The sequence below is a fragment of the Algoriphagus iocasae genome (assembly GCF_014206875.1).
GTDB classification, from domain to species: Bacteria; Bacteroidota; Bacteroidia; order Cytophagales; family Cyclobacteriaceae; genus Algoriphagus; species Algoriphagus iocasae.
In genome coordinates, this window is record NZ_JACIJO010000001.1 from 1,419,840 (window position 1) to 1,444,751 (window position 24,912).

General features: G+C 38.7%; 22 protein-coding genes and 1 pseudogene. 5 read left to right on the forward strand and 18 right to left on the reverse strand.

The window, feature by feature from the left end; genetic code table 11:
- Window positions 1-62: 62 nt before the first annotated feature.
- The 4 genes from hisB to hisG are packed head-to-tail and all read right to left on the reverse strand — an operon-like array spanning window position 63 to window position 4,417.
- Window positions 63-1,160, reverse strand: coding sequence for a bifunctional histidinol-phosphatase/imidazoleglycerol-phosphate dehydratase HisB (gene hisB, locus FHS59_RS06245; protein ID WP_184494036.1), 1,098 nt, complete (start codon window positions 1,158-1,160; stop codon window positions 63-65).
- A 17-nt stretch (window positions 1,161-1,177) separates the two neighbouring features.
- Complete coding sequence (gene hisC, locus FHS59_RS06250; RefSeq protein WP_184494038.1) at window positions 1,178-2,239, reverse strand: histidinol-phosphate transaminase; 1,062 nt, start codon at window positions 2,237-2,239, stop codon at window positions 1,178-1,180.
- On the reverse strand, window positions 2,236-3,531 hold the full coding sequence (gene hisD / locus FHS59_RS06255; RefSeq protein ID WP_184494040.1) for a histidinol dehydrogenase: 1,296 nt from the start codon (window positions 3,529-3,531) through the stop codon (window positions 2,236-2,238). The genes hisC and hisD overlap by 4 nt, the downstream gene beginning before the upstream one ends.
- A 25-nt stretch (window positions 3,532-3,556) precedes the next feature.
- The gene (hisG, locus tag FHS59_RS06260; RefSeq protein WP_184494042.1) at window positions 3,557-4,417 is read right to left on the reverse strand and encodes an ATP phosphoribosyltransferase; all 861 of its coding nucleotides are present in this window, start codon (window positions 4,415-4,417) and stop codon (window positions 3,557-3,559) included.
- A 357-nt stretch (window positions 4,418-4,774) separates the two neighbouring features.
- On the opposite strand from hisG, the gene FHS59_RS06265 reads away from it, so the two are divergent.
- Complete coding sequence (locus tag FHS59_RS06265) at window positions 4,775-5,194, forward strand: hypothetical protein (protein ID WP_221444444.1); 420 nt, start codon at window positions 4,775-4,777, stop codon at window positions 5,192-5,194.
- Between the two features lie 60 nt (window positions 5,195-5,254).
- On the opposite strand, the gene FHS59_RS06270 is transcribed toward FHS59_RS06265, so the two are convergent.
- The 7 genes and pseudogenes from FHS59_RS06270 to FHS59_RS06300 all read right to left on the reverse strand — a co-directional run bounded on the left by FHS59_RS06270 (window position 5,255) and on the right by FHS59_RS06300 (window position 11,357).
- Window positions 5,255-5,608, reverse strand: a complete 354-nt coding sequence (locus tag FHS59_RS06270) for a translation initiation factor (protein WP_184494044.1) — start codon at window positions 5,606-5,608, stop codon at window positions 5,255-5,257.
- Window positions 5,609-5,662: 54 nt separating this feature from the next.
- Window positions 5,663-6,514: a universal stress protein gene (locus tag FHS59_RS06275; RefSeq protein ID WP_184494046.1), complete on the reverse strand. Its 852-nt coding sequence runs from the start codon at window positions 6,512-6,514 to the stop codon at window positions 5,663-5,665.
- A gap of 70 nt (window positions 6,515-6,584) precedes the next feature.
- Complete coding sequence (locus FHS59_RS06280) at window positions 6,585-7,496, reverse strand: 1,4-dihydroxy-2-naphthoate polyprenyltransferase (RefSeq protein ID WP_184494047.1); 912 nt, start codon at window positions 7,494-7,496, stop codon at window positions 6,585-6,587.
- 17 nt (window positions 7,497-7,513) lie between these two features.
- Window positions 7,514-8,104, reverse strand: a complete 591-nt coding sequence (locus FHS59_RS06285; protein ID WP_184494050.1) for a glutathione peroxidase — start codon at window positions 8,102-8,104, stop codon at window positions 7,514-7,516.
- A gap of 2 nt (window positions 8,105-8,106) precedes the next feature.
- Window positions 8,107-9,897 carry an arginine--tRNA ligase gene (gene argS / locus FHS59_RS06290; RefSeq protein ID WP_184494052.1) on the reverse strand — a complete coding sequence of 597 codons (1,791 nt, stop codon included), beginning with the start codon at window positions 9,895-9,897 and terminating at the stop codon, window positions 8,107-8,109.
- Window positions 9,898-9,964: 67 nt separating this feature from the next.
- Window positions 9,965-10,374, reverse strand: a pseudogene (locus tag FHS59_RS06295) (GxxExxY protein).
- Between the two features lie 32 nt (window positions 10,375-10,406).
- Window positions 10,407-11,357: an arginase gene (locus tag FHS59_RS06300; protein ID WP_184494054.1), complete on the reverse strand. Its 951-nt coding sequence runs from the start codon at window positions 11,355-11,357 to the stop codon at window positions 10,407-10,409.
- A gap of 199 nt (window positions 11,358-11,556) precedes the next feature.
- Here FHS59_RS06300 and FHS59_RS06305 point away from each other — a divergent pair, with 199 nt between their 5' ends.
- From FHS59_RS06305 to FHS59_RS06320, 4 genes are all read left to right on the forward strand, one after another.
- Window positions 11,557-12,711: a methionine aminotransferase gene (locus FHS59_RS06305; protein ID WP_184494057.1), complete on the forward strand. Its 1,155-nt coding sequence runs from the start codon at window positions 11,557-11,559 to the stop codon at window positions 12,709-12,711.
- A 123-nt stretch (window positions 12,712-12,834) separates the two neighbouring features.
- Window positions 12,835-13,269, forward strand: coding sequence for a hypothetical protein (locus FHS59_RS06310; protein ID WP_184494059.1), 435 nt, complete (start codon window positions 12,835-12,837; stop codon window positions 13,267-13,269).
- A gap of 130 nt (window positions 13,270-13,399) precedes the next feature.
- Window positions 13,400-14,788 (forward strand): arginine decarboxylase, encoded by a 1,389-nt coding sequence (locus FHS59_RS06315; protein ID WP_184494061.1) that lies wholly within the window; start codon window positions 13,400-13,402, stop codon window positions 14,786-14,788.
- 90 nt (window positions 14,789-14,878) lie between these two features.
- Window positions 14,879-17,662 (forward strand): carboxypeptidase-like regulatory domain-containing protein, encoded by a 2,784-nt coding sequence (locus tag FHS59_RS06320; RefSeq protein WP_184494063.1) that lies wholly within the window; start codon window positions 14,879-14,881, stop codon window positions 17,660-17,662.
- A 7-nt stretch (window positions 17,663-17,669) separates the two neighbouring features.
- Here FHS59_RS06320 and FHS59_RS06325 read toward each other — a convergent pair whose 3' ends face one another.
- The 7 genes from FHS59_RS06325 to FHS59_RS06350 all read right to left on the reverse strand — a co-directional run bounded on the left by FHS59_RS06325 (window position 17,670) and on the right by FHS59_RS06350 (window position 24,882).
- Entirely contained in the window at window positions 17,670-18,440 is a 771-nt protein-coding gene (locus tag FHS59_RS06325) for a 3-ketoacyl-ACP reductase (RefSeq protein WP_184494064.1), read from the reverse strand.
- Entirely contained in the window at window positions 18,437-19,882 is a 1,446-nt protein-coding gene (locus tag FHS59_RS06330; protein ID WP_184494065.1) for an oxidoreductase, read from the reverse strand. The genes FHS59_RS06325 and FHS59_RS06330 overlap by 4 nt, the downstream gene beginning before the upstream one ends.
- Window positions 19,879-21,261: a glycoside hydrolase family 88 protein gene (locus FHS59_RS06335; protein ID WP_184494066.1), complete on the reverse strand. Its 1,383-nt coding sequence runs from the start codon at window positions 21,259-21,261 to the stop codon at window positions 19,879-19,881. Before FHS59_RS06335 ends, FHS59_RS06330 begins: the two co-directional genes overlap by 4 nt.
- The gene (locus FHS59_RS06340; protein ID WP_184494067.1) at window positions 21,251-22,663 is read right to left on the reverse strand and encodes a sodium:solute symporter family protein; all 1,413 of its coding nucleotides are present in this window, start codon (window positions 22,661-22,663) and stop codon (window positions 21,251-21,253) included. Before FHS59_RS06340 ends, FHS59_RS06335 begins: the two co-directional genes overlap by 11 nt.
- Window positions 22,660-22,872 (reverse strand): hypothetical protein, encoded by a 213-nt coding sequence (locus FHS59_RS23135; protein WP_221444445.1) that lies wholly within the window; start codon window positions 22,870-22,872, stop codon window positions 22,660-22,662. The genes FHS59_RS06340 and FHS59_RS23135 overlap by 4 nt, the downstream gene beginning before the upstream one ends.
- A gap of 221 nt (window positions 22,873-23,093) precedes the next feature.
- Complete coding sequence (locus FHS59_RS06345) at window positions 23,094-24,302, reverse strand: DUF418 domain-containing protein (protein ID WP_184494068.1); 1,209 nt, start codon at window positions 24,300-24,302, stop codon at window positions 23,094-23,096.
- A 94-nt stretch (window positions 24,303-24,396) separates the two neighbouring features.
- The gene (locus FHS59_RS06350) at window positions 24,397-24,882 is read right to left on the reverse strand and encodes an aminotransferase (protein ID WP_184494069.1); all 486 of its coding nucleotides are present in this window, start codon (window positions 24,880-24,882) and stop codon (window positions 24,397-24,399) included.
- Window positions 24,883-24,912 lie beyond the last annotated feature (30 nt).

Below are 24,912 nucleotides of genomic sequence, written 5' to 3' on the forward strand. Positions count from 1 at the left end.
AAATTTTCATTGTGAAAATTTCCTAATCCTTTCAAAATAAATTCTTGATAATCCTCTGACTATTAAAGGACTCCTTTAGTACTTGGCAATTGGTTGATATTTCTCGGGTCTCTCATGACCGCCATCTTTATCGCCCTTGCCAAAGCTTTAAATATTGCTTCGATCTTATGATGTTCGTTAGCGCCTTCTGCTTTGATATTCAGATTGCATTTTGCAGTATCAGAGAATGATTTGAAGAAATGGTAAAACATTTCTGTTGGCATGTCACCAACTTTTTCTCTTTTAAACTCGGCATCCCAAACCATCCATGGTCTTCCACCGAAATCAATGGCTACCTGCGCCAAAACATCATCCATAGGAAGTAAGAAACCATATCTATAAATCCCCTTTTTATCACCAAGAGCTTTCAGGTAAGCTTCTCCCAAAGCCAAAGCGGTATCTTCAATGGTGTGGTGCTCATCGATGTGCAAGTCTCCATTGACCTTGATTTCTAAATCTGTGCTGCCATGCTTTCCAAGCTGCTCAAGCATGTGATCAAAGAAATGAAGACCGGTTTTGATGTCGCATTGCCCACTTCCATCCAAGTTAAGTTTGATGTAAATGTCGGTTTCTGAAGTTTTGCGACTGACTTCTGCAGCACGGGGAGGCATCTTCAAAAACTCATAGATTTCATCCCAGTCTTTTGTGCAAAGAGCTGCATTCTCTATGTTTTCTCCAATGAAAATGGCTTTGGAACCCAAGTTTTCAGCTAATTGCACATCTGTCAATCGATCACCAATCACATAAGAATTGGCAAGGTCATATTCTTCAGAAAAATAATCGGTCAATAGTCCCGTTCTTGGCTTTCTGGTAGGAGCATTGTCATGCTCGAATGTGCGATCGACATGAATCGCCTTGAAGAAGATATTTTCTTGCTCCAGAGTTTTCAGCATTTTGTATTGAGCCGGCCAAAAGGTGTTTTCAGGAAAAGAATCTGTTCCCAATCCATCTTGATTGGTCACCATTACCAACTCATAATCCGTTTCCTCTGCGATTTTTCTCAAATTGGATATCGCCTTAGGCAAAAATTCAAGCTTTTCTAAACTGTCAACCTGAAAATCTGTTGGTGGTTCTTTGATGATCGTTCCATCACGATCTATAAATAGTACTTTCTTTTTCATGGAGAGGTTCAATAGGTTTAAACGGTTTTGGAAATGACATTTTCCAATGCCTGTAAAAAGGCTTCATTTTCAGATCTGGTTCCGACAGAAATTCTCAAACAATCATCGCAAAGCAATACTTTTGATCTGTTTCTGACAATGATTTTTTGTTCGATCAGTTCATTATAAACATCAGATGCATGAGGCATTTTGACCAATAGAAAATTAGCCTGACTAGGGAAGATATGCTGAATAAAAGGCATTTGAGCCAATTTCTCTTCCAGGAAATCCCTTTCTTGTAGTATTTCCCCGATCATTTTTTCTACCCTTTTTGTATTTCGGATTGCTGCCAAAACAGTGTCCTGAGTTAATCCTGAAATATTATAAGGAGGTTTGATTCTGTTTAGAATTCTGATGATTTCTTCTGACCCGAAAGCCATTCCTAATCTTAAAGATGCCAGACCCCAGGCTTTTGAAAAGGTTTGGATTACCAGCAGATTTGGGAATTCATCCAACTCGGTGGTAAAGCTCGGTTCATCGTTGAAATCAATATAAGCCTCATCGACCACTACGATTCCCTTGAAATTTTTCAAAAGGAATTGAATTTCTTCTCTTTTGACCTTGTTTCCGCTAGGGTTATTAGGGGAGCAAACGAAAATGATTTTGGAATTTTCGTCCGTTGCAGCAATGATTTTTTCAGGTTTTAGCTGGAAGTCTTCAGTTAAAGAAACCCTTCTGATCTCGACATCATTGATCGATGCACTGACCTCATACATTCCATAGGTAGGAGGAAGTAGGATCACATTGTCTTTACCTGGATTACAAAATGCCCGGAATAACAAATCGATCGCTTCATCAGATCCATTTCCCAAAAATATCTGAGAACTTTTAACTACTTTGATCTTGGCGATTTCAGCTTTTAAATCACTTTGATAGGGATCTGGATACCTGTTAAAATTCTGATCCGTTACCGATCCATATGGATTTTCATTGGCATCTAAAAAGACTCCAATCTTTCCGGTATACTCATCTCTTGCAGAAGTGTAGGGTTGCAGTTTTGCAATGTGAGGTCTTAATAATGAGTTTAGATCAAAGCTCATAGTTTATTGTTTTTCAAATAATTAAGACGAATCGTTACTGCGTTTTTATGAGCTTCCAACAACTCATTGGCAGCCATCACTTCAATCGTTGGTCCTAGGTTTTTAATTCCTTCTTCCGTGATTTTTTGGTAAGTCATTTTCTTGATAAAGCTATCCAAAGAGACACCACTGTAATTTCTTGCATACCCATAAGTAGGCAAGGTGTGGTTTGTTCCAGAAGCATAATCACCGGCAGATTCAGGAGTGAAATTTCCGATGAAGATCGATCCTGCATTGTAGATAGAATTGACTACTTCCTCTTCATTTTCTACAGAAATAATCAAATGCTCAGGAGCATATTCATTAATCAATTCCAATGCTTGTACCTGATCTTTCATGATCACTGCACGGGAATTTTTCAATGCTTTCACAGCAATATCTTTTCTTGGAAGTTCTTCTACCTGTGCACCAATTTCTTTGATTACTTTCTGAGCAAATTTCTCGGAATTGGTCACCAAAACAACTTGGCTATCCACACCATGCTCCGCTTGTGAAAGTAAATCCGCCGCCACAAAAGCCGGAACAGCAGTTTTGTCTGCGTACACCAACACTTCGGATGGACCGGCAGGCATATCGATGGCTACGCCATATTTTGTAGCCATTTGCTTGGCAGCAGTGACATATTGATTTCCAGGGCCGAAAATTTTGTCCACTTTAGGAACCGTGTTTGTGCCAAAAGTCATCGCTGCGATAGCTTGAGCTCCACCAGCTTTGATAATTTTGGTAATGCCAATCAAGTCTGCGGTATATAAAATTGCAGGATGAATTTCCCCATGTCGGTCCGGAGGTGTACAAAGGACGATTTCCTTACACCCGGCAATTTTTGCTGGAATCCCCAGCATTAAAACTGTACTAAAAAGTGGGGCAGTTCCACCAGGAATGTACAATCCCACCTTTTGAATCGGCATGCTATTCCTCTTGCAGACTACTCCAGGCATCACTTCTTCCACCAAATCTTCAGAGACTTGGGCTTTGTGGAATTTCTCGATATTGATTTTGGCAACTTGGATTGCCTCTTTGAGTTCTTTTGAAAGTGAGTTCTCAGAGGATTTTATTTCCTTCTCAGAAACCAACAGACTTTCCAATTGTACATGATCGTATTCCAAAGCAAATTTGATCAAAGCTTTGTCACCATTTCGCTTGACCTTTCTTAAGATAGGTTTGACGATTTTGTTGATTTGCTTTGTTTTATGTACAGGTCGGGCAAGCTCTTTTTCCCAAGTATTCGAATCTGGATTATTAAGAATTTTCATTTGGAATGAGTTTCTTTTTTTGAGATCAAAGGATCATTTTTTCGATTGGTACTACGAGGATTCCCTCGGCACCAGCGGCTCTTAGTTCTTCGATATGCTCCCAGAACTGATCTTCGTTTAAAACTGAATGAACTGATGACCAGCCTTCCTGAGCCAGTGGCAAGATCGTCGGGCTTCTCATACCTGGAATCAATTTGATGATTTTATCGATTGAAGCATTTGGAACATTCATCAATACATATTTGCTGCTTTTTCCTTTTTGAACAGCATTCATGCGGAACAAAAGCTTTTCGACAATCTCTTTTTTGGCTTCACTCAACTGATCATTTGCAATCAGAACCGCTTCAGATTTAAAAATTTCTTCCACTTCTTTCAGACCATTCATCATCAGAGTAGAACCCGAACTGACTATATCACAAATTCCTTCTGCCAATCCGATACTTGGAGCAATTTCCACAGAACCACTGATTTCGTGAATGTCCGCATTGATTCCTTTGGAATCTAAATAGTCGCCAAGGATTTTCGGGTAGGAGGTAGCGATGTTTTTTCCTTCGAAAAATTCTAAACCTGAATAAGTTTGACCTTTTGGAATGGCTAATGAAAGTCGACATTTTGAAAAGCCAAGCTTTTTAAGAACAGTAACAGATTTGTCCTTTTCGACCAGTTCATTTTCTCCTACGATTCCCAAGTCTGCTACTCCGTCGGATACATAACCTGGGATGTCATCATCTCTGAGAAAAAGAAATTCGATAGGGAAATTGGTAGAAGTGGATTTAAGCTTTCCAGTTCCATTATAAAATTTGATCCCACATTCTTTGATGAGGGCTAATGAGTCATCTGATAATCTGCCGCTTTTTTGCACGGCAATACGGATAATTTGTTCCATGTTGGCAAGTTACGCTAAGAAATAAAAGGTTGAAATAATTTTTGGTGAAAAGCGGAATCCCTGTCATCGGCTTCACCGGGTATGTAAAAATATTCCTCAGGAGGAATGATGGAAATGATGCTGCACAGCATGTGCAGTAGTTGAAAAAGCAATATTTGGGGTGTTATTTTTCATTTCCGTTGGCAAATATAGGGATGGAATTGAAACTGGCAAATTGAAAAACTGCTTTTTAGGATTTATTCCAAAATTCTATTTTAAAAGAAATTTTGGGAATTAGACGGACTAATTTTTATTGAGTTCCTACTTATCTTTCCTCAATAGTTCGGCCTTGGGCGGCCTTATAAAACCCTATTAAAAATGGAAAGAAAACAAACACCTGTCTTATTCGGTACGATCATTTCCTGGATGTTATTTGCATTCATTGGTTTTGGCATGTGGGGATGTCCGACTTATAATGTATGGCAACAGGAAATGAGTGGAAGGGCAGAATTTGCCAAAGCGGAACAAAATAGACGAATATTGATCGAAGAGGCTGCGGCAAATTTGGAAGCAGAGAAGCTTAATGCTCAAGCTGAAATAGAACGTGCAAAAGGAGCTGCTGAAGCAATCAAAATTGAAAACGGATCTATATCAGAGAAGTATATCCAATATTTATGGGTGCGCCAGCAAAAGAATTTGGGTGACAAAACGGTGATCTACATCCCTACAGAAGCGAATTTGCCAATTTTGGAAGCGGGAAGAATTCCGAAAATCTCCAATTCTTCCGGAGAACAATAATTAAAAAGCCCTATTCGAATAGGGCTTTTTTCTGTTTCTGAATTGTAGTGTGAATTTAAATCAACCTCCAGATCTTTTGGCTTTGTATCCAGCCGCCTGCAGTATCTGTACCACTTTGTCTCTATGGTCTCCTTGGATCAGGATTTCTCCGTCTTTTGCAGATCCACCCACACCACATTTATTTTTGAGTAGCTTACCTAATTCTTTCAAATCCTCATCAGATCCCACAAACCCGTCCACCAAAGTTACTTGCTTTCCTGCACGTGCTTTTTTATCCAGCATCACTTTTAGATTTTGTTGGGAAGGAGGGAGCGTATCCATTTCTTCATTTCCGCCTTCCTGGTATTCAAAATCGTCTGAAGTTGAATAAACTACTCCATCTCTTTTCTTCCAATCGTTATTTCTCTTTGCCATAGATACATGAAAAAGCCCGCCCAAGTGGACAGGCTCTAATTTAATTTTGGCTATTTATTTTACTTTCAAGGTCCAAACTGGACGCTTGGCATGATTTACTACGTCTTCTGCGATACTTCCAGTGATCAGGTGCAAAAATCCAGTTCTACCATGTGTAGCCATGGCAATCAAATCTGCATCGATATCTTCAGCAAATTCAATAATTCCAGATTCCTCAGATCTTGAATTGTAAATTTCTGCTTTCACTCCTTCAAAACCATAGGTTTTTGCAAATAGATTAATTCTTTTGATTGACTCTCTAGTGGTTTCAAAATTTGCTGGAGTATTCACTACTACGAAGTAAAGCTGGGCATTAAACAATCCCTGCAAATTCTTCATTCTTCTTGCGATCTCATCGCTATCCTCTTTGAAGTCACTTGCAAAAACGATTTTCTTGAGTGAACCCGGATCAGTAGATGCTTTCACAGTAACCACTGGACAAGTCGCAGTACGTACGACCTTTTCTGTATTACTTCCGATAAGTACCTCTTCCATGCCGGAAGAACCTTTGGAACCCATCACTACTAAATCAGGGTTTTCTTCAACAATAGATTCGCTAATGCTTTGAAATGCATTTCCCAACTTTAGCTTGGCATTGAAACTGTAATTTTTACCCTCGTGTGCTTTTTTCAATTCTTCAATTTGAGCAGCTCTTTTTTCCCTCAATTCAAGAAAAAATATCTGATTTTCGATTTCAGGCATTTCTGCTCCACCTCCCATAGTCCCGATATTAGAAACGTATGGAACTTCCATGACATGGATAACTTCTACATGAATTCCAGTGATTTTATCTGCTAGGCCAGTAGTAAAATTTAGAGCGTTTTGTGCTTGCTCAGAAAAATCATAAGGTACGAGTACTTTGATCATAGTGAATTGTGGTATTGTTTCATCCAAATTAGCTAAAAAATGGAAGCTCTGAAGGAAAATTCACTCCTTTTCACAAAAAAAGTAATCCTACACCGAATAAAATCACCCACAGCAAAGTACTTAATGCCATTTTCTTTAGGTAAGGATCTATTTCCTCTGAAGTTTTTCCATTTGAAACTCCCATTCCTATTCTTAACATAAGAGGCAGTATCAAAAATGCTAAACTTGCTCCCCAGCTTTGGCTCAAAAAGCAAAAGATTAGCAAAGAAACATACCCTCCTAAAATCAAAAACCAATTGTATTTAACAGCAGCCTTTTTACCGATTCGAACAGGGATTGATTTTTTGCCGGCTACTTGATCTGATTCAATATCTCTTATGTTATTAATATTCAATACGGTGGTGCTGAAAAATCCCATAGAAATTCCTATCCAAACTATGATTGAATTGAAGTCAATACTGTGTAGGAAATAAGTTCCTATCACACCCAATAGCCCAAAAAAGATAAAAACGGAGATGTCGCCAAGTCCAAGGTATCCATAAGGATTGCTTCCGGAAGTATAGGAAACAGCCGCCCAAATGGAAGCTAAACCCAATCCAAGAAAGATGAAGAAAAGAGTCCAGGTCTGGACTGCAAAATACAAAAGTAAAAGGCCGGAAATCAGGGAAAGTACTCCAAACAAATACATTCCGTTTTTCATTTCCTGAAGAGAAATCAAGCCGGATTGTACCGCTCGAACTGGGCCTTGCCTTTCTTGATGATCTGCTCCATTGACAGTATCCCCATAATCATTGGCAAGATTAGAGAGGATCTGTAAAAAGATGGTAGTCAGAGCGGCCAAAGCCAGAATCTCCCATCGGAAGACATCTTTGAATTTGGCCAAAAACGAACCAGCAAAAATACTGGCTAGGGAAAGAGGTAAAGTACGAAGCCTGACTGCGTGCAGCCAGGCTTCTTTTTTAGTTTGGATAGCTTTTTTCACAAATAATTGAATTCTATTTATGCACCGATTGCTTTGAGAATTGCTTCATCCATTGGAGTTACATCTGATGGATAAAACTTGACCAATTCTCCTTTTTCATCGATCAAATATTTGCAGAAATTCCAAGTAGGTTCCTGATTGTTCCATCCGTTTAGTTTCTCATCATTTAGCCAGCGATACAGAGGATGTTTGTCAAAACCTTTAACTGAGATTTTCTCAAATACAGGGAAAGTCACTCCGTAATTCTCAGAGCAGAAGCTTTTGATTTCTTCGTTAGAGCCAGGCTCTTGACCTCCAAAATTGTTTGCTGGGAATCCTAAAATCTGGACTTTGTCGCCATATTTTTCATTTAATTCCTGTAGTGCTGCATATTGTGGTGTATAGCCACATTTGGAGGCTACATTGACAAGAAGAATTTTCTTGCCTTTGTATTTGCTGAACTCCACTTCTTTTCCGTCAAGATCTTTCATCTTGAAATCATAAAATGTGCTTTCCATGGGTGTTGTCATACTTGCGAAAAAGCCAGCTTGTAAGACTTCAGGTCTTTCCAATGTTTTTTGACAAGAGAAAAGACAAATTGCAGTAAAGAGAATAAGAAGCTTTTTCATAGTTACATTCTTTCAGGTACGTTGATTCCTAATAAACTCATTCCTTTCTTGATTGTTGCGGCAGTAAGTGCTGATAATGCTACGCGAAATGCAAGAACAGATGGGTTATTTTCTAGAAATATAGGAAGGTCTGCATAAAAACGATTGTATTCTTTTGCCAAATCAAAGAGATATTGTGCAATGACAGCAGGGGAGTATTCATCTCCAGCCATTTTTATTTTCTTTTCAAAATCGCCTAAAAGGAAAATCAAGCCTGCCTCAGACTCTTCCACAGCAGTAATTCCGCTGAAGTCAGGATTTTTGAAATCCACTCCGATTTGCTCTGCTTTTCTCAAAATTGATTTGATACGGGCATGAGAATATTGGATAAATGGTCCAGTATTTCCCTGAAATTCGATGGATTCCTGTGGATTGAAAAGCATTCTTTTCTTTGGATCTACTTTAAGCAAGAAATACTTCAAAGCTCCCAAACCCAAAGTCTCATAAAGTTCAGCAGCCTGTTCTTCATTGAAACCATCAATCTTCCCAAGTTCTTTAGTATGATGCGCTGCAGTGTCGACCATTTCTTGCATCAAGTCATCAGCATCCACCACAGTTCCTTCTCTGGACTTCATTTTGCCTGAAGGCAAATCCACCATTCCATAGGATAAATGGTACAAACCATCACCATATGGTCGGCCAAGTTTACGCATAATCTTAAACAATACATCAAAGTGGTAATCTTGCTCATTACCAACTACATATACAGATTTATCTAGATTAAAATCATGGTATTTTAGATCGGCAGTTCCCATATCTTGAGTGATGTAAACCGAAGTTCCATCGCCTCTCAATACCAACTTCTCATCCAGTCCTTCATCGGTCAGATCGACCCAAACTGAGCCATTTTCTTTTTTGAAAAATACACCTTTCGCCAGCCCTTCTTCTACGATATCTTTCCCCAATAAATAGGTGTCCGACTCATAATAGAATTTGTCGAAATTGACGCCCATTTTCTCATATGTCTTTGCAAAACCATCATAAACCCAAGCATTCATCTGTTTCCAAAGGCTGACAACTTCCTCGTCATTTGCTTCCCATTTACGAAGCATTTCCTGCGCTTCTAATAGAAGTGGAGCATTCTTTTTTGCATCTTCTTCAGATTGACCTTCGGCTTTAAGAGCTTCTATTTGCTTTTTGTATTCCTTGTCAAAAATCACATAGTATTTTCCAGCCAAGTGGTCACCTTTTAGGTTAGCCGATTCAGGAGTTTCACCATTTCCAAAGTGCTGATAAGCAACCATAGATTTGCAAATGTGAATCCCTCTATCGTTGACCAAATTGGCTTTGGTAACCTCATAACCGTTTGCCTTAAGGATTTCAGCTACAGAATAGCCCAAAAAGTTGTTTCTCAAATGCCCAAGGTGCAAAGGTTTATTGGTGTTGGGAGAAGAGTATTCTACCATCACTTTTTGTCCATTTGGCTGAAGTTGGCCAAGATCTGTATTTCCATACAATTGCTTGAATACGTCCAACCAGATCAGTTCATTGAGTTCAAGGTTTAAGAAACCTTTCACTACGTTAAAACCTTTGACAACTGAAACTGAGGATTTCAGATACTCTCCGATTTGATTTGCTGTATTTTCAGGAGTGGTTTGACTCACTTTCAAATAAGGGAAAACCACGAAAGTATAGGTGCCTTCAAACTCCTTACGGGTAGGAGCTAGACTTAATTGATCCAGCGCCACATCGTGGTTGTAGATATTTTGAAAAGCCAGCTGAATGCCGCTAAGTATCGATTCTTGTATATTCATAATATTGTACTACCAAAAAAGGTATCATTTTTTACCGCTAAGTGCACAAAGGTTCACAAAGATTAAATTAAAAAAGCCTTGGGCCTTTCGTGTTTATGACTCTTTTTATTCCGTATTTTAATTTAGAAACATTAAAGTTTATGATTAAGCCTAATTTAAACTCTCCCAACTTTAGATAATTGATTATTTGGGCAAGGTGCACATCGGATATTTCTTTAACTGATTTTAATTCTACAACCAGTTTTTTTTCCAATAGAAGGTCTATTCTATTACCAAGATCAACAACAACTCCATCAATTTGGATTGGCATTGATTTTTCGAATTCAACATGCAAACCTAAGTTTTGAAGTTTATTGCTAAAACTTTTTTGTAAACATTCTCAAGTAATCTTGGACCAAATTGTGTATGAATGTCAATTGCCACTCCAAGATTGATATTTGACAATTCATTTTCATTTATTTGGTCTTTTCCATTCATCTTCGAGTCACTTTGTGCTCTTTGTGGTTTAATCAAAAATTATCCACCAATGACTTAGTAGTAATTTCTAATACCTCAAAAGCATTTTCGGCCATCACATTTTCAGAGTCCAAAGTTGGATTGACTTCCACGATTTCCCAGCAACACACTCTTTTGTCCTTGATCAATTCGGCATTGAGCTGGATCGCTTCTTCGACAGTTAAACCATCTGCGACCGGAGTGCCTGTTCCCACAGAAATAGAGCTGTCTAAGCTGTCCACATCAAAAGAAATATAAATTTGATCGCAATCTTTCAACTCCTCCAATGCTTGTTTTGCAATAGAAGCAACACCTGACTCCCGTACTTGTTTGGTCTTGAAGTTTTTGATGCCATGTTTTTTCATCAGAAAATCTTCTGGACCTTCAGTATCTCTTACTGTGATGAAAACAATGTCTTTCAGATCAATTTTAGGAAATTCGCCTCCGATATTTTTGATCTTATTCCAATAGATCAAAGTCTCTTCATCAGGCTCATTGACCTTGCAATCTAGGTTGTCTATTCTTCCTGCCATTGCCAATGGCATTCCGTGCATATTTCCAGAAGGAGTAGTGAAAGGCGTATGTAGGTCAGCATGAGCATCAATCCAAATCACGCCTAATCGTTTTTCAGGATTGGCGGCTTTAATTCCCATAATAGTACCAGCGGCAGTGCTATGATCTCCGGCTAGAACTATAGGGAATTTCTTTTCCATCCTTAAGGATTCGATGGTGCCATACACGTTTTTCAAAACCTGATAAACTCCATCTATATATTTGGCATGCTCAAATCTATTTCCCTTCCAGAGGTAATTATTGGCATCGGGGACATTTATCGGATCAAACTGAGTAAAGAAATCCGACTTCTTATCCAGACTTGCGATTTTCAAAGCATCGATTCCGAGACTAGCACCTCTTGTTCCTGCCGCAATTTCTGAGCGAACTTCTACTAATTTTATATCACGCATGGGACTTTTTTAAAAGTTAGATTTGGGTGTATTGGTGGCGCAAAAGTAGGTAAAATTGAGCAAAAAATCAGGCCGGATGCAATGCTTGCTCACTTCATTAATTCCTTTTCCTAGTTAAATATCCAAGCCAAGAAGAAATAGGATGAAAATGGATAATTCTTAAATTCAGATTTCAATCCACTCAAATAACCTATTGTCTATGACTTTTGATTCCAAATTGCCTAATGTTGGAACGACCATTTTTACCATCATGTCCAAAATGGCAACTGACTATGGAGCTATCAACTTATCACAAGGTTTTCCTGGATTTAGTTGTGATCCCCACTTGCTGGATTTGGTGTACAAATTCATGAATGAGGGCAAAAATCAATACGCTCCGATGAGTGGAATACCGGTTTTGAGAGAAATTTTGACAGAGAAAACCAAGAAAGTCCATGGTGTTGACTATGATTCAGAAAGTGAAGTTACCATCGTTTCAGGCGCTACAGACGCGATTTTCTCAGCCATTACTGCTGTCGTGAAGCCAGGGGATGAAGTGATATTATTAGAGCCGGCTTATGATTCCTATGCACCGGGGATCATTCTCGCTGGTGGAATTCCAGTTTTTGTTCCTTTGGATATACCGGATTTTTCTGTGAATTGGCAAAGGGTGAAAGCGGCTACAACTGAAAAGACTCGCTTGATTATGGTCAATACGCCTCATAATCCATCTGGCTACATGTGGACCCAAGATGATTTAAATCAATTGGCTGCATTAATCCAAGAAAGAGAAATCTATGTGATAAGCGATGAAGTGTATGAACACATCACTTTTGATGGGAGAGTGCATCTATCCTTAATGACACATCCCATTTTAAAAGAGAGGACTTTTGTTTGTGGCTCCTTCGGAAAGACTTTTCATGTTACTGGTTGGAAAATCGGTTTTTGTTTTGCGCCAGCTGAGTTAACCAAAGAGTTTAGAAAAGTACATCAGTTTGTTACATTTAGTACGGCAACTCCACTTCAATATGCTCTGGCGGAATACCTAGAAGAGCAAAACCATTATTTGGAACTCCCTCATTTTTATCAGAAGAAAAGGGACCTGTTCTGTGAAGGATTAAAAGGGACGGATTTTCAATTTACTCCAGCCCAAGGTAGTTTTTTCCAACAGGTTTATTATGGTCATCTTTCTCAAGAATCGGACTTTGATCTGGCTGTTAGGCTGACCCAAAAAATAGGAGTGGCCAGTATACCTATTTCTGTGTTTTTCAATAATAAGGACGATCATAAGATCCTGAGATTTTGCTTTGCAAAGGAAGATCAAGTACTAGAAAAGGCAATTTCTATCTTACAGAAATCTAAATTATTTAAATAAAAACTCTGTATATGAGATGATTAGAAATATTATGTATTTAAATCCTACAAAAATTATAGGGAATATAGGAAATAAAAGAAATTGATTTTACATTTGAAGCATCGAAATATAATTCATAACGAAATGAGCGCATTATCTTATCAAACTCCAGCTACCTCAAGTCTCTTCAATGTGACTTTAGGAAGTAATTCCAGATTTTCTCAGGTGTCAGTAAGCCAGAAGGAAATGGTTAAGATTTTTAATCAAAAATCAGGGGAAATGATGCAGGGAATGTGCAGATTGGAAAACGGATTTGATACACTTTTCCCTTTGTTCAGAGGATTGATCAGATTAGGGAAACCGAAGTCTTTGCATCTGACATTTTCCAATGAGGAGAGGTCAATCTTTTATTCGTTCAAAGAAGAAGATCAAACCGAGGTTGAGCAATTTTTTGCCCGAGTTCTGGCTTTGCTTCAAAAAGAAGTGAAATTCAAGAAGGTTTTGAAAGAAATTATTGATAACAGACTTCGTTTTAAAACTGAGCAAAGTTTACTTCAAACGGCCCTTTTAGCCGATTAATAGGGGTTTTAAAACTGTTTTATAAAATTGAGAAGGACATTTCCATTGGGAATTGTCCTTTTTCATTTGAAATCCCCCGAGAAAGAACAATTTTTGTATCCGACTATTTCGCATTAATAAACAAGTCAAAATGAACAGATACATTGATCTTATTCAGCAGACCTTTGATTTTCCAACCAAAGAGTTTCATGTTGAAAACAATGAATTATTTTTTAACGGGGTAAACATGATGGAGATCATAGAAGAATATGGTACTCCGCTTAAGTTGACCTATTTGCCTAAGATTTCTGAAAACATCCAAAAGGCAAAGACTTACTTTAACAATGCGATTCAAACGCATGATTACAAAGGAAAATATACATATTGCTATTGCACTAAGTCTTCCCACTTCAGCTTTGTCTTGGATGAGGCATTAAAGAATGACATTCATATTGAGACTTCTTCCACTTTTGATATTCCATTGGTGAGAAGTTTATATGTAAAAGGGAAAATCACCAAAGACACGTTTATCATTTGTAATGGTTTTAAAAGGGAGTTGTATAAGCAATATATCAGCGAACTCCTCAATGATGGATTTGTGAATTGTGTTCCGATTCTGGATAACCTCAGTGAGATTGATTATTACTTGGAGCATGTCAAAGTGCCTTTCCAGGTAGGAATTCGTATCGCGGCTGATGAGGAACCAAAGTTTGGATTTTATACTTCCCGTCTCGGAGTGAGATACAATGACATCATCAAGCTTTATGAAGAGAAAATCAAGGATCATCCTCTGGTAAGTTTGAAAATGCTTCATTTCTTTATCAACTCTGGAATCAAGGATACAGCATATTATTGGTCGGAATTGACTCGATTCATTCAGAAATATGTGGATCTGAAGAAAGTTGCGCCGACATTGGATACCATGGATATAGGAGGTGGTTGGCCAATCAAGACCAATGTCTTTTTCGATTATGACTACCAATACATGGCAGAACAGATCGTGAAAAACATCAAATGGATGTGTGCTAAAAACAACACCACCGAGCCGAATATTTTCACAGAATTCGGTTCATTCACAGTAGGAGAGAGTGGCGCAGTTTTGTATTCCGTTTTGGATGAAAAGCTTCAGAATGACAAAGAGCTTTGGTATATGATCGACGGATCTTTTATCACGCAATTGCCGGATAGCTGGGGACTGAACCAGAAATACATCATGCTTGCTATCAACAACTGGGATGAAACGTACCACAATATCAATCTGGGTGGTTTGACTTGCGATAGCATGGACTACTATAACTCAGAAGCGCATCAATTCAATATTTATCTTCCAAAACCTGATAACGGCAAAAAGCAATACCTAGGATTTTTCCATACAGGTGCTTATCAGGAATCACTGGGAGGCTATGGAGGAATTCAGCATTGCCTGATTCCGGCACCTAAACATGTGCTGATCGATCGGGATGAAAATGGGAAGGTTGTCCATCGATTATTCAGGGAAGATCAGACAGAAGAAAGCATGTTAAAGACATTAGGATATTAAATAATGAAACCGCCTCAAAAGGGCGGTTTATTTTTCTTTAAATTTAATTCTGAATTGGTATATTGGTTTTAGTTTAAACCCAAAATATCCATGACTTTTAAGCCTTTGCAGGTTTTTTCTTTAATTTTTTTGCTTCTGATCGAGTTTCAGGTAAATGCACAAATAATCCGTGGGAAGGTCATTAATTCCAAAACCAAAGAACCACTTCAATTCACCAATGTATTTATCAATAATACCACGATAGGCTCCACTACCAATGAAAAAGGGGAGTTTCTGATTCGGTCAGATTTACCTGCTACCTTGGAGTTAGTGGCATCCTTCGTTGGCTTTCGGACCAGTACCCAAAAGTTGGAGACGAGAGGGAAAAGCTTGATTGAGGCGAATTTTGAGTTGGAACCATTAGAAAATGTTCTTACGGAAGTTGAAACCCGAAGTAAAAGAGACAAGAAATGGGAAAGACATTTGGAGCGTTTCAAACGAGTGTTTTTAGCTGTTCCTGATGATCCGATTTTCAAGGAAATGGAAATCCAAAATCCATGGGTTTTGGATTTCGAACTGATCAAAGCCAAAAGAAGCCCCAACTACATCCATGCCACAGCCGACCAACCTCTGATAGTTGAAAATAAAGCACTGGGGTTTGAAATCGAGTATTATTTACAGGATTATCGATTTTATAAAGGCAAGTCACTTTATTATGGACTGGCTTATTTTAAAGAAATCAACTCTAAGGATTCCCTGATTCAAAAGTCAAAGGATGATCTTAAGGAAAGTTCTTATTTGGGGTCTTCGAGGCACTTTTTTAGATCCCTTTTGGTAAGAAAGGTGGAGGACGAAGGATTTATTATTTATAAGAAAAACCCTCATTTTTTTAATGAACTGAGGACAAATGTTTTGCAAGAGGAACTTGGGAAGTCTGTAGATTTTGTCTCCCAAGATTCCATTCGGAGGATTCCTCTCCGAAACGGAACCATCAGAGTGATTTTACCAGGCGATTTCGAGATTCATTATCAAAAGAAATCCTGGAGAAATGAATATTACTCGGATTATTACCATCCTGTCAGTTGGATTACCGCACCAAAGGGCTATTTTGATGTAGATCGAAACGGGATTGTGATTGATCCGACTGAGGTAGAACTTTCTGGTTATATGGGAAGGCAGAGGCTTGGTAGGTTTTTACCATATGACTTTAAGCCTGCTGAGAATTTCGAGTCCAACTTAGCCGAAGTGGATAGTGTGGAATCTGAATTGGCTAGGTTTAATAACCTCCGGGAGAAGCCTTGGATCACTACAAATAAAAGCTATTATTATCCCGGTGAGCCTGTTTGGTTTCATGCTAAAATGCTTTATCACAATACCTTGATGCAGGATTCCTTGAGTAGAGTTTTGTACATGGAGGTTTTAAATCCTTCTTATGAAATTGTTCAAAGAGAAACCTATTACATTAATGAAGGAGCTGTTTCAGGTGGCTTTGTCCTGTCGGATACACTGAAGCCAGATGATTACTTTATCCGCTCCTACACGAATTGGATGCGGAATTTTCCTGATCGGGACATGACTATGCTTCCTTTGCCGATTTTAGAAAAGGATCAAATGCCAGTTTATCAAGGTCTCGTTGAACAAGAGTTTTTTGATGACCTTTCGATTTTAAAAGAGCAGAGCATCCAACAGGATTCAGGAAAACAATTTGTGGAAATTAAACTCAATTTTCTGGACCAAACTGACGAGTTTGCCGAAGCAAACTTGTCGATTTCTGTGACAGATCCTTCTTTGGTCGCTATGCTTAAGGAAAGGAAAACTTTGGAACAGGGGCTGGAATGGCTGGATGATCGTACTAAATCAGATTTTGTCCAGCTTGAGCAGTACCCGATTGAATTTGGTATTACGATTCAGGGAAGGTTTGAACGAACCAAAAAACGCTTTCCATATATCAATCCAATTACAATAGTGCAAGGTGATTTAGAGGATTATGGGATCGTAAAGACTGATTCTACAGGTTATTTCAGAGCCACAGGGTTAAATTTCACCGACTCAACCACGATTTCACTTGCGGCAATGGATGAGAAAAACAGACCTTATGGAGCCATCGAATTGATTGAAAATACTATTCCACCTTTCAAAGGATCCTCGCCTAAATACCAATATGAAAAAGTAAAGTTTCCAGCCCAAACGATCCGATTTGATCAAAGTGGTACCTATATAGAATTAGAAGAATTTGTGAAAGAGGATGATAAATTTCAGAGATTGGAGGACTTAAATTACGGCTATGGTGAGCCAGATAGAAAAGTCACTCCTGAAGATTTGGAAAACTGGTCCGGTCAGCCTCTATGGACAGTGATAGGTATGAAATTCGGGAATGGAAAGCTAGGTAATAGTAATTATGGATTAAATGTTGGGGAACCATTGTTGATCATCGATGGACAACGATATTTCTATTTGCCTGATGAAAATGCTGAGCTAGTTGTAAATAGATATTTGACCAGCGAAGTGGAATCAATTTCAGTTTATACAACTAATACGCATGTTTTTGGGTTGGCAGGATTTGCTGGTGTGATCATGTTTAATACTAAGAAAGGAAGTCGATTTGATAACCAATCAGAAAATCAGTTTGATTCAACTGGTTTCCAGCAGTTTAGAGTGAAAGGATTTTCCAATAATCTGGATTTTAACCAACTGGTAAATCAAGCTTCAGGAAATCAAAAAAGACCTACAGTTTATTGGAATTCGGATGCAAAAACAGACAAAGGTGAGTTTACTTTCAGATTTTTGCCAGCCGAAGGAGTAAGGGAGTACGATTTGCTGATAGAAGGAATGACAGATCAAGGATATCCGTTTACCAAGCTTTTCCGGATTGATTTAAATGAAAAAAGGGACTAAATCCCTTTTACATTCTTGCAATAGTCAAGCCTCCGTCAACATTGATGATTTGCCCTGAAGCATAGGGTAAGTCTCCTTTGACTAAAGTTGCAACTACTTGTCCAATATCCTCAGGTTTTCCGATTCTCGGTTCCAAAGTAGCTCCTTCTTGAACTAAGGTCAAATAGGTTTCACGAACCTTTTCAATCATATCTGTATCGACAAAACCCGGACGGATTTCATATACTGCAATTCCATGTGGAGCCATTCTTACGGCCATTGTTTTTGAAAGCATCGATAAGCTCGCTTTTGACATGCAATAAGCTGCTCTTTTCGGAGAAGCCAATTCTGCTGAAACTGAGGTAATATTGATGATGGAAATCTGAGCCGCGGGATTCGTTGCCTTTAGGTCCAACATCCATTTTGCGATTTCCTGAGTCAAGAAGAAAGTGCCCTTTTCATTGATATTCATCAAGTGATCGTAATCCTCTTCAGTTACCTCCAAAACATCGCATCTCACCCTTGGAGCTACTCCTGCATTGTTTACCAACACATCAATTTTACCAAAATGAGCTTTCAAGCCTTCAATGATGGATTTACGATCAGTTTTCTCTGCAATGTTTCCCTGGAGATAGACCACTTTTGAACCTAAGGATTTCAATTCCTCTAGATTTGCCTGGGCATCACTTTCAGGTCTGATTCCATTGATTCCTAAGTCATAGCCTGCCTCAGCCAGTTTTTTTGCTATTCCAAATCCTATTCCTCTAGATCCTCCCGTTACTAATGCGACTGGTTTCATTTATTTTTTGCTGCTTTAAGTTGATCGTGTTCTTCCATCTTTTTGTAAAAAGGATCCAATGGATAGCATCCTGAGATGATTCCGTTTCTTGGAGCTGTTGTACAGTCCGAAAAAGTCCTACAGATTTTAGGTCTTTTCATATCATTTCCGGCCAATACATCCGCCGGTAAATCCGGATAACTCAATACCATTCTTCCCAAACCAATTGAATCTGCCATTCCTTTTTGAAGGATATGCTGACCCACATTCGGTAACCATTCTTGCAGGTATGAATAAGCTGAACCCACCACATAAAATTGAGGAAAAGCCTTTTTAACTTCTGCACAAGCTTGGATTTGCCTAGCTACACCATGAAGGGGATCCTCTGGTGGATTATACCCATCAGAAGGAGGGAAGAGTGCCGGTCTTTGAATATGGGGATTGTAATAAGGACTTCCCGCTGTGGTACAAAGAAGTTCTATATCCAGGTTTTTAAGCTCGTTTAAAAACTCAAAAGATTCAGAAAGATTTTCCTTTGTTCCGGATTCATCTCCTCCAAATGCATATTTGTATCCGCCATTCATAGAAGGAATTCCTTTTCCATCTGGTCCCTCTTGAAATGGAACCCAATCAAAAATGCTCATTCTGACACCTATTTCCAATCCCGGTGCTTCAGCTCGAATTCCTGCCACAATTTCACGAAGGAATCTCGTCCGGTTCTCAATTGATTTACCGTACTTTCCTTCCCGATCATAGGCACTTAAGAACTCATGTCCCAAATACCCATGGCAATGTTTAATATCAACAAATTTAAATCCGGCTTTTTGTGCTCTCACCGAAGCGATCACATAATCATCGATCAATTCTGAAATTTCCGGATTTGTCATGATCGGATAATCCTCTGCCAATCCAAATTTCTTGTTCAAAACTGGGTGAGAATAAAGGATCTTTGGTTCCATTTTAGTTTTGCTGTTTGGCTTGCAAAACCTACCGGAATGTGTCAGTTGAAGTCCAGTTAGCAAATCACCGGTGTTTCCAAAAGCTTCTTGATGTTCCTTTTCAACCATCTGGTAAAGCCCTTCAAATTCTGAAAGGTTTGCCTCATTCATCACTAATTGATTCGGATTTGCTCTTCCTTCATGTCTGACAGCCACTGCTTCGCATCCCCAGAGCAATTTTGCTCCGCTGATCGCAAAGTTTTTCCATCTTCTTTTTGTCAGATCTGAAGGCTTTCCATCTTCTGTTCCATCCCAACCTTCCATTGGTAGGATGCAAAAGGAGTTTCCGATTTGATTTCCCGATTTAGTAGTATATGCTTTTGCAAAAGGAGAATCTGGTCCTGAAACAACTTCCTCATCGAAGCCTAGTTGAATATTTTCTTTCGCTAAATGCTCCCTGAAAATCTTAGCAGTTTTCAGCTGCGCGACACGAGGATATACCGGTTTGTATTTTCCACCATTCATAGGATATTGATACAGTTGAAAAAACTATAATAGGTTTCATTTTTTAAAGTCCTTTGTAGCAATAATGCCATTTCACGGGCATGATAATCGCCCCACATACAGGACTCGCCATATGGAGCTTTGTCTGCTTCTGGTCGGTAATCCCAGCCGTTTGGCTGATGATAAATGCTATGCAAAATCAACCCCTGATGGGATTTTTCGGTAGAAAGGTAAGGTTCCGAAAAAAGCGATTGTGCAACCTGTATACCTGCTTGAATGTACCTTTTTGATGTTTCAGCCTCTGAATCTTTCAGAAAATTACCGATCCGGATCAAGCCCTGAGCTGCAATGCAAGCCGCTGAACTATCTACAGGTTCGAAGGCATTGTAGGGATCTGAAACACGGTTTAGGTAATTTCCCATCTTCGAAAGGCCCGGAGCTCCGGTATCCCAATAGGGGATTCCATCTGTTGGGGTATTTTGGAGGTAAAATTCTGAAGTTGCCTTGGCAGCATTTACCAATTCTTCCACCAAAGCTTTTTTGGAAATCAGGATTGCATAGTCTCCTTCATCGATTTGATCCAATATCTCCAAAGTTTCTCCCAAGCCGCAGATTGCCCAAGCCAATCCTCTGGTCCAGGTGCTGAATCCAGTATATCCTTGCTGTGAATTTGGACAGCGGTAATTCCCGTCATTCGTATTGAATATGATTTCATGGGCAGTTCTCCCTTCAATATCATAGGAATCCCGACCATTACCATAATAGATGGAGTATTTTATTGTGCTGAGAATATGCTGTATAGCACGCTGAATAAGAGAAATCCTTTTGTCATTTTCTCCTTGAAGTACATGTCCCAATGCATGGGAAACCACCAAGGCACGACAGGAACGAATGGTATCTACAAATAAAGAATGTGGGCCGTTAAAGGAATAAATAAACCCACCTCCTTGGATATTTGTCCAACGCATCGCCTGAACTGCTCCACTGGCTTTTAGGGCTAGCTCGTAGAAATTTTTTTCCCAGTTGTTATTTTCAATTTTTCCTTCTTTCATCAAGCGCAACAAATTGCCATAAGTACTTACATTGTTGAACCCATGATCATGAACACCTGTGTGGGTTAGGTGAGGAGCCATTTTATGAAGGGTATTTTCTCGGCCTATCTGAAGGAATTTCTCATCTCCTGTGGCATCAAATTGCAAAAGGGCAGATCCATATTGGAAGCCTTGTGTCCATTCCGTCCAACCACGAGTTACGTACTTTCCTTTTTCTGTAAAAACAGGAGCTCCTTTTGTTGGGTCGAAAGACTCTTCGATCAACTCAATTTTTTCTCCAGAAAGCTTCCAAAATTGCTCCAATGGAGCTTTTAAATCATTTATTGAAATAGTAGAATCAAGCTTCATTTTCTTGCTTTTGGGTTCTTGAATGTGCGATCATAATGATCGAAGTGAATACAAATAGGAGAATATACATCAGAAAGTCCAGAGGTAATTCAAAGTACTTATCTGGTACTATTCCCACGATCGATAATATAAAAAAAGTCAATGCGAAAGCTGAAAGTCCGATCAATGCTTTTGGAGGTTTATTGAAAATAACCGCGCCTAAAACTACTGGAGCAATCATGGATGTCCCGGCAAAACTTACCCTTGCCAGCAATACCAATTCATCGCTCATGTAAGTAGAAAATACCAATACGATCATTGAAAATACCAGAATTGAAATCTTGGTCACAGTCATATTGGATTTGTCTGTTCCTCCTAATAAACTTCTCAGTTCGGTTCCCAAGGCAAAAATCTGCGCATTGGTGGTAGAAAGACAGGCCGCAAATAGTCCGACTACTGCCAAAGCTGCTACGGGTACGGCCTGATCAAATAACAAAGCCTGACTAAGGAAATCAGCGGTACTGGCATCTGGATATTTGATGGCTCCATAGAGTCCGATAAATGCCGTTGGGAGAATCACCAAAATCGCGAAAATCCCAACTGCGTATGCCATTCGATGGACAGATTTCAAGCTTTTCATCACCACCAGACGCGTTGTGAATTGAGGTTGAGAAACAGGAATCAGTACAATTGCTATGGCTGAAGCAATCAGAAATGGACTTGAAAACAATCCATTTGGCCCGGGAAGAGAAAGTAATTCTTTGTTGGATGCAGCTACTTGGGCAATGCCATCTTCCAAACCGCCCGCCATTTTCAGGCAGGTTAAACCAATAATCCAAATAACAGCAAGCATGATTACTCCTTGAATTGCATCACTGTACACAATGGCTTTCAATCCACCAATTTCAGAATAGATCAGCATGATGAAAACCAATAAAGCCGACCAGGACCAGTAGGGGAGCATTCCTGGAAATGCTGCATCGAGAAAAATAGAGATTCCCCGAATTTGAATCGCTACATAAGGAATCAGAAATAAGAAAGCACTGGCAAATACCAGATAGCCAGCGAAGGAGTTTTCATAACAAGTTTTTACCAATCCAGCGATGCCTTTATAACCTCTGAGGGTAGCTCGCTTTCTTAATGCATATCCAAACCAGATGAGGAAAAAGACCATCAGTGCATCTGAAAGTGCTAGGAATATCCAAGCGCCCACACCGTGGGAGCGGAAGAAATCCGGCATTCCCATAAATGTAAAAGCACTAAAAAGTGCAGCAGAGAAAGTCAGAAAACCTAAGATGGTTCCAATGTTGGATCCTGCGAAAATAAAATCATCCGAAGTCCTGTCTTTGCGGTAAGAGCGATAGGACGCATATCCTAGCATGGCCAGGAAAATGCCAAAGAAAAACAACAACCAACCGATCATGGCTTCTTTGGATCTTCGAATGGAAATAATTTGGAGCCCATAAAAGTAGCAAATACCAGCAAAATGGTAATTAACAAGCCGGTCCAGAATATATAGGGAACTGAACCTAGGCTAGGTTCGGCTTGATTTTCCTTAAATATGAATAAAAAAGATCCTGCTGTAAGAATGATAACAAGCAAGACCAGAAGGTTCCAGGATTTGGATTTCATGGTTTGGGGTTTAATGTAATTTGGTAAGAAGACGTTTGATCAGACGTTTAGATCAAGAACGGCTTAAAATAGCAATTATAGTTTTAATAGCTAGCCTGAACAGTCTGTGAATCTTTGGCTGGAAATGATAATTCACGGAATCGATTTCTTAAAAATAGAATTTGAGTGAATACCCTGAAGTAAGAGGGATGTTTTACAGTTTTTACTTTACGATTAGATGGTCAAACCCTTGCCGCAGATTTTCTATTGGGAATTAGCTTTTTGTAAGAAAAACACCTCCATAACCATTCAATAGGGCCAAATTGGAAATAGTTAAGCCAAGCTTTGCTGTAGATTAGTTGGATAATAAAGATGATAATTGCTAGTAAAAATGTCTGGGGTGGGCTTAGTTTTTCATAAAGTTGAAAGCCTAATGAGGAAAAAATAATTAGCCCAAAAACACTTTGCATCAGGTAGTTGGTCAATGCCATCCGCCCGGGAAATTGTAAGGGGGAAAGCCATTTTTTCATAGAGGTGAAATACCATAAGTAAGCCAAAAGCCAAAGATAAAATAATCCAAAATACAAATCAGATAAGTACATGATTTTGAATAAGATAGGTCTTAGTACTTCATCTCTATAAATAGATGTATTTGGTAAGAAAAAAATAAAGAACACCCGATATAAATTACTGATAATCATAAGAATGATTATTGCTGTTTTTGTAGTGGAAATGAAATTTTTCAGGTCTTTTTGAATTTGATTTTTACCGAAATAAACTCCTAGTAAAAACATACCGAATGCCAAAGGAGCCAGATAGGTGAATAACAAGGGAATGTTTGCCAGGTATTCATTTACTCTGAATTTGATGGAATCGATATAAGGACCATTTCGCAAGATTTGGGTAATCTTTTCGGATGGGTAAGATTCCAGAAAGGTTTCAGGTGAGAAATTAAGAATATTGAAAAACCAAAATGCAATAGGCTCATAAAAAGGAAATAGAAGCGTCGCTACAGACAAGATGAGTATCCATTTATTTGGCAAGGGAAGAATAATTAAAATCAGCAATCCTAGAATTGCATAGAGATGAATTACATCCCCATTCCATAGAAATAGGATATGAAATAAGCCTACCATAAAAAGGAAGCACATTCTCCTTAAGAAAAAATGAATCCCTTGAGAGTTTTTCTGGCCAATTTTCAATGCTTGCATGGATATGCCTAAACCGAATAAAAAGGAGAAAATCGGAAAGAATTTACTGTAGAAAAAAAGTTGTTGGACCCTAAAAATTAAGAGATCTATGTCGCGATTCCATTGAGATCCAAAACTTTCTTGGTTTGGAAATGCACAGTTCATGATCTCTATGTTGACTACGAAAATCCCGAAAACTGCAAATCCTCTGAATATATCTAATACTTCGATTCTATCACTTTGTGATATGGGTTGGCTCATCCATTCGTATAATTAGAAAAGCTAAAATGGGTAAATAATTATTGTTGAGCGAATATTGAAAAGTAAAACTTTGGCAAAAAATCAGAGAATACTACTATGCAGCGCTAGACAATGCTATATGCAAATTGATCGCATAGCCACAGTAAAGTAAAAGTTCATGGATATCGACTGACTCCAAAGATTGTAAGATATCTATTTGATAATCTGTTTTTATCTTTCGCCAATTTCTATTTGCTATGAAATTTAAAACAGGATTTCCTTTATCATCTTTTACTGTGAAATCGGATTTCCAGACTCCAGTTCTGTTTAGACTGAAGATGAATTTCACTCCTTCCTGGTTCTCAAACTGGATTTTCATTTTGCCTTTCCAAGACATGGAAATATCTCCTATCTTCCTTCCATGTCTCTTGATATCGGCACTGGAATTAAATAAACCCTTAGGTTTAATTTCAATTTTTTGGTGATCGAGATAAGTTTCGGCCTTGCCTAGAAACCAATTGGTATACTTCAGTTTCACCACTTCTTTATGTTCATCCACCAACTTAAAACTGCCGTTTCCTGAAATCGAAATAAGGTTCATAGTCAATTGGGTTTAAATAAAATATGGGAT